We start from the raw sequence: 12,746 nt of genomic DNA, 5'->3' as shown, positions 1-12,746 counted from the left end.
CCAGACCTAAGCAGCAGCAACCGGCCTGTTTTCCCTGAACGATTCACCGGGTGGGCCTTCGCAAGCCCATCCAGGATCAACGGTAAAGAAACTCTCATGCACAAAATCGCCATCCTCGACGACTATCAGAATACATCGATGAAGTTCGGTAACTGGCACGGTCTACGTGAGCATGCCGAAATAACGGTCATCACCGACCATATCGACAATGAAGACGCTCTGGTCGAACGGCTTGAGCCGTATGACATTCTGTGCGTCATGCGGGAACGGACCTGGTTTCCGGGAAGCGTCCTCTCGCGACTCAAAGGCCTCAAATTGCTGGCAAGCACCGGGCCGTGGAACGCCGCGATCGATATCGAAGCCGCGGACGAACTCGGCATCACGGTCTGCGGGACGGCCTCGTCGCTCACCGCCGCGGCTGAACACACATGGGCGCTGATTCTGGCCGCGGCACGCCACATCCCGACAGAAGTAAGCTCGTTCAGAAACGGAGGATGGCAAGTTACCGTCGGCCGGGACCTGAACGGCAAGACGCTCGGTGTGCTTGGACTAGGCTATTCGGGAAGCGTGACCGCACGCGTCGCACAGGCCTTCGGCATGAAGACAATCGCATGGAGCCAGAACATGACTGCGGAGTCCGCGGCGAGCCATGGGGCTCAGTACGTATCGAAAGAAGAATTGCTCGCCTCCAGTGACATTCTGTCTATTCACGTTCGCCTTTCGGAGCGCACACGCAATATGATCGGTGAACACGAGCTTTCTCTGATGCAGCCTCACGCGCTGCTCGTCAACACCGCGCGCGGCCCGATCGTCAACGAGCAGGCTCTGATTGCCGCGTTGAACCGCAAGCAGATTGCGGGTGCCGCCATGGACGTATTCGATGTCGAGCCATTGCCCGCGAATCATCCATACCGGACCATGGACAACGTCATAGCAACTTCACATATCGGCTACGTCACCGAAGGTTCTTACGAGTTCTACTATGGCGAATCGGTGGAAAACATCCTTGCCTGGATTGAAGGCAAACCGATTCGCACGCTGACCGCAGCGAAGCGGGAAATCAGCTACCAGACGGTTCCCTCCTGACAAGGTAATCTACCGGAAAAAGCGGCGGTGTCCCGCCGCCTTTCTTCGACAGGCAGGCCGACAAACGTAGCTGCACCGTCTTGTGTCGTCCGCTGGATATCGAGCGCCCTTGTCTGTTCGTGCGCGACCACCTGATCGACCGTTTGAATCGGGCCACAAGAAATACCGGCCTCGTCGAGGCGTTCAAGCCAGTAAGCAGCGGCCTTCTTGCCGAAGGTACGCTGCAACAGGTCGATAAGTTCTACACGGTTACTCACTCGTCGAGTGGAAGCTGCCTGGTCATCTGCATACTCCGTTTATATGCTGTCACCGGCTTACGTTGCCTCCACGGCGACTTCATATTTCTCCGGCTGGATCGGCCCCAGGTCGAGCTGATAGATGCGGACTGCCGCCTCGCGACTGATGTAGCCGTCGGCAACATCGGCGAGCACCCGCGCGCGCTCGCGCTGCCGTGGCTCGCCGAAACCGCCGCTGCCTGCCGGCTGCACGACGACCCGGTCATTCCGGTAGACCACCGTCTGGCCGCCCTTTGCAGGTACGGCCACCTCCTGGCCGTCCGCGCGCCGTACCTTGCACAAAAACGGGCTGCCGGCGAGGCCGCCAAAATGTCCTTCAGGCGCCGTATAACCGCGCTCTCCCGAGACCGTAAAGGTGGCTTCGTCATATTCGACCCGGTACACGCGGCGAGAGGTCAGCCCACCGCGCTGCCGGCCGGCGCCACCCGTATCCGATACGAGCGACCACTCTTCCACCAGCAACGGCGATGTCCGTTCGATCATCTCGATCGACTGGCTGCCAGCGTTGCCGACATAGACCCGGATCCCGCTGACCCCGTCCTTGTCTGCCCGCGCACCCATGCCGCCGGCGTGAACGTCATGCATCGTGACGAATTTTTCTCCAGTCTCCGCCACTCGCCTCTGATTCGTATCGCGTCCGCTAAAGATTCCCGCGCAGGCCGCGCAGTTGCTTTGTCCGAGGATGCGATCCGGGACGGCAGGCGCAAGAGCCTTGAGAAGAAGGTCGATCACTCGCGGCGAGGTTTCGGTGTTGCCCGACACGACAGAGGCCGGGTACTCGCAATTGAGGACACTGCCTTGCGGAGCAATGATGGTCACGGGCCGATAGCAGCCCTGGTTGATTGGAATGCTCAGGTCCGTCAATGCCTTGACTGTGAACCAGGTGCTGTTGCAGGTGACTGAAAACGGACAATTGATCCCGCCGCGCACCTGAGCGCCTGTCCCCGTGAAGTCGAAGATAATGTGGTCGCCCTTCACGGTAACGTTCACCTTCAGGAGCGGTCGCTCGTGCTTCCATCCTGGCGCCTCGATCGGGTCGAGGAATTCCTCAGCTTCATAGACGCCGTCCGGGATCTTCGCAATCTCCGCGCGGATGAGCCTCTCCGAATGGTCGAGACTCTGGCTCATGACTTCGCGCAATGCATCGGCGCCATATTTCGCCACCAGCTCGGCAATGCGCCGATCGCCCACGTACGTGCCGGCGTACTGCGCCTGGATATCGAGCCTTAATTCATGCGAGTTTCTGCTGTTGCGCGTGAGTATTTCCAGTACGTCGCGCACCGGCTCGTCGTTCCGGTACAGCAGAACCGGCGGAATCCGGATTCCCTCGGCGAAGACGTCCCACGTCGCAATCGCATAGCTGCCCGGCGACTGACCGCCAATATCGGTCCAGTGGCCACGCGTCATCACGAAGGCGACGATCTCGCCGCCGACAAAGACAGGGCGCGTGAACTGCACATCCGGCTGGTGATTGCCGCCCCCCACGTACGCGTCATTGCTGACGATCACATCGCCAGGCCGCAGATTGTCGCGGCCGATCGCCTCCACCGACACGCGCGTGGAGATCACGGCCGAACCCAGCATCGTTGGAATGTCGTTGCCTTGAGCCACGAGTTGCATATCCGCGTCGAAGATTGCGGCCGACGAGTCGCCACTCGCATGCATCAGCGGACTTCCCGCCGTGCGCATCATTGCAATCTTCATTTCGCGCGCAACCGCATACAGGCTGCTACGGATGATTTCGTATGTCACGATGTTCATGTTCAGGCCGCCAGTTCGATCACAAGGTTCAGGTCGTCGTCGACGCGTGCTGTATGCGATTCTTTCAGGACCGCGCAACTGCTGTGCTCTTCGATGACGGCCGGGCCGTCGATCTGGGCGCCGACCGGAAGCCGGCTGCGAGCAAAGACCGGCAGCGCCCTGACAGTTCCATCGATGTACACATCGCGTGTTCGCACAGGAGTAACCGCTGCTTCCTCATCCGAATGCGCGACGCCGCCTTGCCAGCCGCTCGTCGCAATGAGTTGCAGCCGCAAGTTGGCGACCATGATCGGCTTGTCCTTGCTTACGAAGTTCCATAGACGCTGATGCGCCGCCTCGAAGTCGCTCGCGAGCGCAGCGCACGATGTGCCTTCCGGGACTTCCACCGTGATGACATCCGGTTGACCGACGTAGCGGCAGTCCGCGAGACGCACAGCGCGGGTCGCATTTGCCTCGACACCGTGGCGCCCTGCTTCGCTTCGCCCGAGCGCAAGCAGTTCGCTGAATTCCGCGTGCAGTCTTTCGTCGCCGAGCTTGGCGAGGTCGCATTCGACCGGGCGTTGATAGTCGTACTGCTGGTCGGCGACCATCATGCCGAACGCGCTGAAGAGGCCCGGCAGCGGCGGAATCACAACGCGGCGAATCCCCATTTCATGAGCGAGGTCTACCGCATGTACAGGGCCCGCGCCGCCATAACAGATGTACGAGAATTCACGCGGGTCGTAACCCCGCTCCACCGTCATGATGCGAACCGCCTGCGCCATCAGTGCGTTGGCGACGGAGCGAACCGCCTGCGCCGCCTCCGGCACGCTCATGCCCAAAGGTTTGGCAATGACTTCGTCGACGACGCGCCACGCCGCCTTGGCGTCCAGCTTGAATTCGCCCCCGAGAAAATTGTCCGGGTCGATATAACCAAGCACGAGATTGCAGTCGGTGACGGTCGGTCGGGTACCGCCGCGGCCATAGCATGCGGGACCCGGGTCGGCGGCGGCGCTCTCGGGTCCGATGCGTACGCCGCCACCCGCGTCGATCCAGACGATGGAGCCGCCGCCCGCACCCACGGAGTCGATGTCGATGCTGGGAGAGCGCACTGTGTAGCTGTGCAACAGGCTTTTGTTCCGGATCTCCGGTCTGAAGTCGCGGATGAGCGAAACGTCGAACGTCGTGCCGCCCATATCGCCAAGAATCGCATTGCGCAGGTTGCCCCGCTCGCAATTGCGGATTGCGGCGCTAACACCGCCCGCAGGCCCCGACTCGAGCAGCACGATCGGACGGTCAGCGACGCGCGCCGGGCTCGCGAGCCCACCGTTGGATTGCATGAACAGAAACTTGCCGGCAAAGCCAAGCTGCGCAAGCGCATCCACCAGACGGCCGATGTAGCGCCCGCACACCGGTCCGAGCATTGCGTTAATGACGGTCGAACTGGTCCGCTCGTACTCCATGGCTTCAGGGTTGACTTCGTGCGAGGCGCACACGAACCGGTCCGGCAGCATTTCCCGCAGCGCGCCAACGGCAGCCATTTCATGCTCGGGATTGACGTGCGCGTGCAGGAAACACACAGCGACCGCTTCAACGTCTGAGTCACGGATGCGCGCGGCGATCTGCGTCAGTTCCTCGTGCGAGAGCGCTGTCTCGACGCTCCCATCGAAACGCAGGCGCTCCGTTACCTCAAGTCTCCAACGACGCTCGACCAGCGCCCTTGGGTTGTCGAACAGCAGGTCGTACAGGTCGGCACGGTCGTGACGGGATGCACGCCTCAATTCAAGAATGTCCCTGAACCCGCGCGTGGTGACCAACGCAGTTTTCGCGCCCGTGCCTTCGACCACCATGTTCGTGGCCATTGTCGTTCCGTGGCCAAGGAATGAAATATCGCCGCTCTTCGAGCCTGAGATTTCGAGAATCCTTCGAAAACCTTCGACCGTCCCCAGGACGCGGTCTTTAGGCGTCGTCGGCACCTTGGTCGACCACACTTTTCCGGTCGAGTCGTCCACCATGACGACGTCGGTGAAGGTCCCGCCGACGTCTATTCCTATTCGTTTCACGCTTCGTTGTCTCCGTTGACAAACATGAGCCTCCTCGAATACCGGTCGGACGTCGACGAGCCATTCGCGGAATGAGCCTCCCGGCGCCGTCTGCATGCATCGAGGCGGAAATCGCGAGTACACTGCGCGACAGTGATTCGCGTGAGTTATCGCCTGGCGTCGAATGCATCGTGTGATCCGTCCGAATACGTTGCATCGACGTGCGCGCCTTGCAGATCGCGTACTCGTCCACCGGCAGGTCCAGTGTACTGATGCGTCGTCCAAGGCAGATAATGAAAGGTTTGAATCAGGTGAACGTCTGAGGTTATATCCGTGATAACCAGTAACGATGCGATTCTCAGGCGCCTTCGGGGAGCCCACATTGCGCTGCTGATCGCGCTCGACGACCACGGGTCTTTGCGCAAGGCAGCGCAGCAGATCTCCTTGTCGCAGCCGGCGATAACCAAATCGCTGCAAGAGCTCGAAGCCATATTCGGTGTTGAACTGTTTTCCCGCTCGCCACGTGGGATTGTTCCCAACGACCTGGGGCGATGCGTGATACGTCACGCACGAACGCTTCGGGCGGACGTCGGAACGATGCGCGATGAGATGGCGGCAATCCTGCGAGGCGGCGGCGGAACACTCGCCGTTGGCGCAGTGATGGGCTCGTTGCCGGTGTGGCTGGCGCCTACTGTAAAAGCGCTACGCGAGAGTCAGCCCGATACCTCGATCGAGGTATGGGAAGACAACAGCGCGCGGCTGCTCGCCATGCTCGACCAGCGGCTGCTGGACCTCGTGATCGGGCGGTCCAGTGTCAGCGTTCATCCGGAGGCCTACGACTTCATTCCGCTAGAGGTGGAAGAGATATGCGTGGTGGTAGATGGCGCCGACCCTCTGGGCGATAGAACCGGCGTGCAACTAGCCGACATTATTGGTAACCCGTGGATCGTTCCGCAGGCAACACTGCCGATGCGGTCACTCTTCGAGCAGCTTCTCGATGACGAAGGTCTCGGCTTTCCACGCTACGCGATGGAAACCTCGTCCACCTTCGCCACACTCGCTCTGCTCCAGACCGGAGGCGGCACGGTGGGCCTGATACCTCGCAAGGTCGCGGAGTATTTCGCGGTGGGCGGGCTCGTAAAGATATTGCCGATTTACATCGAGCGGCGTGGAGCGCCATACGGCATTGCAACGCGTCGTGGCGCCACGCTGACGCAACCTGTGTTGAAGTTCATCGAACTTTGCCAGAGCCGCATCGCACAAAAGTGAGGGGCGGTTATTCACGGCTAATCCCGGCTCACGATAGGCGCACGCAATCTGCGTCTTGCGCGCGCATGCCCTCTACTGCTTATTCCTTGTCGAAAGCAAAGCGGAAGCTGTCACCGTGGCTCACCACGCGACCGGCCGTTGGCGACGGGAAGTGAGCCGTCAGGATTTTCGTTGACGTGTCCGCGTAGCGGCTCATCACACCCAGCCGCGCCTGATGGGCCAGCCCGGCGTCGAAATCCGCCGCGTTCGGGAGCGAAGGGTCGACAAACTGGATTGGATGGTGGATCACGTCGCCGGTCATTACGGCATGTTCGCCATGCTCATGCCCGACATGAATCAGCACATGGCCCGCAGTGTGGCCCGCTGCCGGAGTGAGCCACACGTTCTCGCCGAGTTCGTGCTCGAACGAATGGTCCATTTCGACAAACTTCGCCTGGCCGTGTTCGACGACAGGCAGCACGCTATCGACGAACGAGCCGCGATTCACCGGCAATTCAGGATTCGACTGATGCAGTTTCATCAGATGGTCGTACTCGGTGCGCGAGAAGATGTATTTCGCACGCGGGAAGGTGGGGACCCAGCGGCCATCTTGCAGACGAGTGTTCCAGCCGACATGATCGGTGTGCAGATGCGTGCACATCACGTAGTCGATGTCTTCCGGACGGATGCCCAGCGCCGCCAGGTTATCGAGGTATGGCGTCTGCAGGTTGCTCCATGCCGGCATCGACGGACGTTGCTTGTGATTTCCGTTGCAGGTATCCACAAGAATGGTGTGATGGCGCGTTTTGACAACGTAGCTGTGGAAGCTGAGATACAGCTTGAGCTCGGTCGGTTCGATCAGGCGCGGACCGAGCCAGCTGCGCTGCTCCTTCACGAAGTCGCGCTCGACCGTGGGGAAAAGCCAATTCGGTTCAAACTCCAGGCTATCGATCTCGCTGAACTTGCTGATCTCGACGTCGCCGATTTTCTGCACGTGCACTGCGTTCTCCTTCTTCCGCTTCAAAAACATTTCATGCCGGGGCGCGGACCGACGCGCACACGTGGCAATGCATTACCGTCACTGCCCCGCCGGGAGCATCTCCGCCTCGCGCAGATCGAATGTCTTGGGAACGCCTGCTCGCGCAATGGCACCCGTGAACGGCTCACCTGGTAACCAGCCCGCAATCGTCTCCCTGATTGCAAGCAGCGCATCGATATTTATGCCCGTATCGAACCCTTCGGATTCCAGGAGAAAAACAGTGTCTTCGGTATTGATGTTCCCAGTGGCATTCGGCGCGAACGGACACCCGCCAAGACCGCCTAGCGAAGAGTCGAAGCTGCGCACACCGGCATCGAGCGCGGCGACGACATTGGCAAGACCGAGGCCCCGGGTGTCGTGGAAATGACAGGCGACCGGCACATCCCTGGTGATCGCGAGAACCTCGCGCATCAGCGCCTTCACCTGGCGGGGATTCGCATAACCGACCGTATCGGCAATCGTGATCTCGTCAGCGCCTGCTTCGAGGAGTGTTTCCACGAGACCGAGCACCCCGCTTTCTTCGACGCGGCCGGAGATCGTGCAGCCGAACGCGGTCGCCACGCCCGCGCCGAGCGTGATTCTGCGCGCTGTGCGTTCAACGGTGTCGCGCTCGAGGACAATCCGCGCGAAGTCTTCCACTGACTCCGCCGTCGTCCGGCGCACATTTTTCAGGTTGTGTTCGTTACTTGCCGACAGCACGTAATGCACCTTGCTCAGACCGACTTCAAACGCGCGTTGCGCCCCCTTCAGATTCGGAACCAGCGCCGCAGCGTGCAGTCCGGTTATATCGAGCGCGCCCCGAGCCACTTCCACTGCATCGGCAAACTGCGGGACGATTTTGGGAGGCACGAAGGACGTCACTTCGATTTCGACCGAGCCGGCCTCCACCATTCGCCGGCACCACTCCAGCTTCTGCTCTGTCGACAGAATCGTCCGGACCATTTGCAGGCCATCGCGCAGCCCTACTTCCCGCACTGTCACCTTTTCACGCGTCGTCATTCCTGAATCTCCTTTGTCACCAGATGACCGCATGGGCATCTGTCAAAGCATTACGTTCGCTGCTGCGGAGTCGTCCAGCCTGTCAGCGGCAAGCTCCTCGAGCGACCTGGCACCCGTCGTTTTCGGAGCGAGCACAATTGCAGCAAGCGCGCCGATGAGCATGAGCAGGGAGATGGCGCCGAGTCCTCCAGCCATGCTGTTGGTCGCCGTCTTGATCGAGCCGATGATCATGGGACTGACAAACCCTCCGAGCAGACCGATACAGTTCACGACGGCGACTCCGCCTGCTGCTCCGCTGCCGCGGATGTAGTCCGTCGAAATCGCCCAGATCAGAGGATTGGGCGCAAGAATCCCCGCCGTCGCGATCGAAAGCGCCACCAGCGACCATGCAAGGCTGCCGTGAATCAGACCCGCCGCAAACAGACCGAGGGCACCGATAATCATCGTGATGCCGCAGTGCCAGCGGCGCTCCATCGTGCGGTCGGAGTTCCAGTTCATCCCGATCAGCGCAATCCAGCTCACGAAGTACGGAATGGCCGAATAGATACCGATTTCTAGCGGACTCGTCAGCCCCGTACTCTTGATCAGCGTGGGTAACCAGAAGCCGATCGCAAACACACCCGCAATCTGTGCAAACCAGACGAAGCCCATCACATACACGCGTGGGTCGCGAAGTGCATTCATGAAGGTGTGTTCCGCGTGCGTCCCGCTCACACCTGAACTGTGCTTCAGGTCCGCGAGAATTTGCGCCTTCTCGGCGTCACTCAGCCACTTTGCTTTTTCGGGGCCGTCGTCCAGGAAGAAAAATGCGGCAATGCCAAGGAAGCTTGCCGGCAAGCCCTGTACGATGAACATCCATTGCCAGCCATGCATGGCGCGGATGCCCTCCATGTGCGTCATCAGCCAGCCGGACATCGGGCCGCCAAGCAACCCGGCTATGCCCGTTGCACAAGTGAAGATAGCAATGGCTTTGGCACGGCGCTCGACGGGGTACCAGCGCGTCAGATAGAAAATGATGCCCGGATACAGACCGGCTTCGGCAAGACCGAGCAGAAAGCGTACGGTGTAGAAATGCGACGGGAGGGTCACGAATGCGGTCGCCGCAGCCAGGATACCCCACAGAACCATGATTCGCGAGAAGGTCCGCTTTACGCCGATTCTCGTCAACAGAAGGTTGCTCGGCACTTCCATCAGCACGTAGCCGAGAAAGAAAATGCCTGCGCCAATGCTGTAGGTGAAGTCGCTGAAGCCGACGTCGTGTTTCATGTCGAGCTGCGCGATTCCGACGTTCACACGGTCCAGGAAAGCGAACACGTAACAGAGGAACAGGAAAGGAATCAGGCGCCGCGTGATTTTTCGATATGCTTGCTCTGCCAGCGGACTAGCCGCGGCACTGATGGGCGAGTTCATGCATGTCTCCTCCGGCGAAAGGCCGGTTAGTTGGCCGCCACGCGCGACTGGCGGCTTTCCTGTGCGGTGCGGCTAGCGTCCCTTGAAGACAGGCTGCCGCTTCTCGTTATATGCACTGATACCTTCAAGACGGTCTTGCGTCGGGATGAGCCGGTTGTAGGCTTCTATTTCGATGAAGAGACCCGTGTTCAGATCGCTTTGCATCCCGAGGTCGATCGCCTTCTTCGCCTGCGCAACTGAAAGAGGTGCGCTCGTGCAGATGTCACGGGCGGCTTCGATCGCGCGTGCCAGCACCTGGTTCGGCTCGTACAACTGGTTCACGACACCCCACGCGAGCGCTTCTTCCGCTGAGAACTTCGAGCCGCGAAAAATCAGTTCTTTCGAGCGTCGCGTACCGATCGTGCGAGGAAGCTGCTGGGTACCACCGCCCCCCGGCATGATTCCGCGTTTCACCTCTGTAAATCCGAAGACGGCCTGATTCGATGCGTAGGCGAAATCACACGCCAGCAGCAGTTCGAGGCCGCCTGCAACTGCCGATCCATTGACGGCGCAGATAAGCGGAATCGGGCAATGGGTGATTGCGCGCACCATGCGTTCGAACAGATAGTGCTGCGTGCCGAACTGCTCGTCCGTCATGCCTTCGCGTTGCTTGAGATCCGCTCCACCGCAGAAGGCCCGCTCACCCGTACCCGTGAGAATCGCGCAACGATATTGAGTGGGGTCGACCTCCAGCGCACCGAAGACCTTGATCAGCTCCTGGCCCATTGGTGTGCTGATTGCGTTCGACACTTCTGGACGGTTCAACCGGATCACGAGAATCTGGCCATCGATTTCTTCAAGCGCCAACGTCCTGATCGTGGCCGGGTCGAGGTGTTGAGCTATCTTCAATGTGACTCCTGATGCGTATCTATCAATGAAAAACTGCACCGGCGAGACGTGGGCTGCTCACCGCTCCGATGCCTGTCACTACTGGATGCGGGCAGCGCTGAGCGCACCGGCGCCGGATCGTTTCATGTTGTGAGCGGATCAGCAGGCCGGAACCATTTCCGTGATATCGGTAAGCTGCACGGTCACGGACTCGGCGACTGATAGCCGCGCCTCGCACTGACAATCCGAGTGTACTGATGCGCCCTATGTGCGGGTAATGAAACGTTGCAATCACGTGAACGTAATAGGTTATATCCGTGATAACCAGTAGCGATGGCCCGGCACTGGCAAAGAATCTTTCCCCGTCTATCGGACAAGTGCGACGAAAACCGGCGTATCGCATGCCGCACGGGCCGCATCGAAGTCAGCCGCCGCGCGATCGTACTCAGCTATTGGTGAGTCCATTTCAGCCTTAAGCGCAGGCGTAGAGGTAGGCGTAGGAACGTAGTTCATCTGCTGAATTTGCCGTCCAGCACGGCACTTGTTCTTGAGCCTAACAATGCAGCGTGTTCGCGCACCGCTGCTTATGTTGAAGTGCTGCGTTGCTCATGATTTTCCGCTCTCAGTTTGCCACCGGCACGGCGCTCATGATCGCCACGCTCGTTACCTTCGGTTTTCACGGCCGCGACGATCGCGTTCGTCATGGTTTGGTTTTCCTGGCGTGCCTCAGTCCAGGATTCAATCCAAAACCGGATGCCGCCGGATAGACGACGTCCGGTCTCCCGAGCAAAGGTTGAGCGGAGCGGGCGGCCGCGCGGCCTCGGCAAGTTCATCCACCGAGGCCGCTTCATGGCGATGCGCCTGGGCAGACGTCAAAGCATTGCTTAGCCGACAAAGCGCTCTGAGCGATAGGGGTCCAATAGCTTCACAGTCACGCCGTCAAGCAGTTCCGTGGTGATCAGTTGCGACAATCCGGCTGCCAGACTAATGCCTGCGTTCGTCGTAATAGAAAGCACGCCGGGAAGTTCTTTAGAGCGGCTCACGACAGGCAACCCGTCAGCCGGAATGACGCGACGCGTTTCGGTGACTTTCTCGACAATGGCGTTCTTCAAACCTGGTAGCACTCGGGCGGCGACACGCACGAGCTCCTCCGGGTCGGGCGTGCTTGGATCTCCAACGGGTGAACCGGAGAAGTGCTTGGCGATGACCACGCGACCGTCGATGCGCTGAATCGCATGAACGTGTGCGCCAAGAATGACCGAATCGAAAAGCCGCGGCAACGGCGCGAGGTGGACGACGCTGCCCGTGCTGTGGATGAGCGGTGCCTTAAGCCCCGTACCTTCGACGAGCTCCGGGTTCGCAATGCCGCCCGCGAAGATGAGAATATCGGCCTCGCGCTTGCCACTTCCGCTCCGGATTTCGTAACCGCCCGCCGTCTTCGTAAAGCCCTGATACGCGTCGTGCGGCGAATACTGCGCCCCGTGTGCGACCGCGGCCTCGAGCATCATTGACGTCAGTTGCACAGGCGACATCATCCCTTCGTCAGGCGTGTAGAAAATATCCGTCTCGGCGCCTGGTTCAAACCCCGGCTCAATGTCGCGTGCCTCGGCCGTGGTGACGCGATAAGTCGGGCTGCCCCACCGCAGGCGCCGGTCGAGTTCCGCCGCGAGTTCCGCTGCCTCAGCGGTATCCGGCTCGGCGCTTTGCAAGCAGCCAGACCAGCGGATCGGCAGACCGTCGATCTCGCTTTGCAGATAACGCCAGCACAAGTGCGACAGTCGATGCAGATTGAAGTAATGCTGCGCGCCGACTTCGCCGAGCGAGTCCGCGTTGCGGAACTTCGTCTGGTTCGTAATCCACGCGAAGGATCCCGATGTCGCGCCTTTCGCGACCTCGTGCTTGTCGAGCACGGTCACGCGCGCGCCGCGTTTCGCGAAATCATAAGCGAGCGTGGTGCCGATGATGCCTGCACCGATGATGACCACTTTAGGTGCCGAATTCATAGAGTGCCTCTTTTCG

The 12,746-nt window shown here is 60.2% G+C and carries 9 protein-coding genes and 1 pseudogene; 2 read left to right on the top strand and 8 right to left on the bottom strand.

All coding sequences use genetic code 11. From position 1 onward, the window contains the following. Positions 1 to 96 precede the first annotated feature (96 nt). Complete coding sequence (locus AB6809_RS18510; protein WP_107708285.1) at positions 97 to 1,086, top strand: D-2-hydroxyacid dehydrogenase family protein; 990 nt, start codon at positions 97 to 99, stop codon at positions 1,084 to 1,086. On the opposite strand, the pseudogene AB6809_RS18505 reads toward AB6809_RS18510, so the two are convergent. The 3 genes and pseudogenes from AB6809_RS18505 to AB6809_RS18495 form a co-directional block, all read right to left on the bottom strand. After that, a pseudogene (locus AB6809_RS18505) lies at positions 1,065 to 1,352 on the bottom strand (CoA transferase); the annotation flags it as partial. The gene AB6809_RS18510 and the pseudogene AB6809_RS18505 sit on opposite strands and share 22 nt — an antisense overlap. Before the next feature lie 48 nt (positions 1,353 to 1,400). Next, on the bottom strand, positions 1,401 to 3,086 hold the full coding sequence (locus tag AB6809_RS18500; protein ID WP_371026924.1) for a hydantoinase B/oxoprolinase family protein: 1,686 nt from the start codon (positions 3,084 to 3,086) through the stop codon (positions 1,401 to 1,403). 59 nt (positions 3,087 to 3,145) lie between these two features. Continuing rightward, positions 3,146 to 5,185 (bottom strand): hydantoinase/oxoprolinase family protein, encoded by a 2,040-nt coding sequence (locus AB6809_RS18495; RefSeq protein WP_371026913.1) that lies wholly within the window; start codon positions 5,183 to 5,185, stop codon positions 3,146 to 3,148. A 312-nt stretch (positions 5,186 to 5,497) separates the two neighbouring features. Between AB6809_RS18495 and AB6809_RS18490 the strand changes: the two genes are divergently transcribed. After that, on the top strand, positions 5,498 to 6,433 hold the full coding sequence (locus tag AB6809_RS18490; protein ID WP_044021608.1) for a LysR family transcriptional regulator: 936 nt from the start codon (positions 5,498 to 5,500) through the stop codon (positions 6,431 to 6,433). Positions 6,434 to 6,512: 79 nt separating this feature from the next. On the opposite strand, the gene AB6809_RS18485 is transcribed toward AB6809_RS18490, so the two are convergent. The 5 genes from AB6809_RS18485 to AB6809_RS18465 form a co-directional block, all read right to left on the bottom strand. Beyond that, positions 6,513 to 7,412: an MBL fold metallo-hydrolase gene (locus AB6809_RS18485; protein WP_371026912.1), complete on the bottom strand. Its 900-nt coding sequence runs from the start codon at positions 7,410 to 7,412 to the stop codon at positions 6,513 to 6,515. A gap of 78 nt (positions 7,413 to 7,490) precedes the next feature. After that, positions 7,491 to 8,450 carry a hydroxymethylglutaryl-CoA lyase gene (locus tag AB6809_RS18480; RefSeq protein WP_006051010.1) on the bottom strand — a complete coding sequence of 320 codons (960 nt, stop codon included), beginning with the start codon at positions 8,448 to 8,450 and terminating at the stop codon, positions 7,491 to 7,493. A gap of 42 nt (positions 8,451 to 8,492) precedes the next feature. Continuing rightward, positions 8,493 to 9,860: an MFS transporter gene (locus tag AB6809_RS18475; RefSeq protein ID WP_107708291.1), complete on the bottom strand. Its 1,368-nt coding sequence runs from the start codon at positions 9,858 to 9,860 to the stop codon at positions 8,493 to 8,495. A 72-nt stretch (positions 9,861 to 9,932) separates the two neighbouring features. After that, positions 9,933 to 10,748, bottom strand: a complete 816-nt coding sequence (locus tag AB6809_RS18470; RefSeq protein WP_006051012.1) for an enoyl-CoA hydratase-related protein — start codon at positions 10,746 to 10,748, stop codon at positions 9,933 to 9,935. A gap of 863 nt (positions 10,749 to 11,611) precedes the next feature. Then, positions 11,612 to 12,730 (bottom strand): FAD-binding oxidoreductase, encoded by a 1,119-nt coding sequence (locus tag AB6809_RS18465; RefSeq protein WP_029969333.1) that lies wholly within the window; start codon positions 12,728 to 12,730, stop codon positions 11,612 to 11,614. Between the last annotated feature and the right edge of the window lie 16 nt (positions 12,731 to 12,746).

Source organism: Paraburkholderia sp. RCC_158 (assembly GCF_041355255.1).
In the GTDB taxonomy this organism is placed as follows: domain Bacteria; phylum Pseudomonadota; class Gammaproteobacteria; order Burkholderiales; family Burkholderiaceae; genus Paraburkholderia; species Paraburkholderia graminis.
Note: the sequence above shows the minus strand (reverse complement) of the source record. Positions and strands in the feature narration are given on the sequence as shown.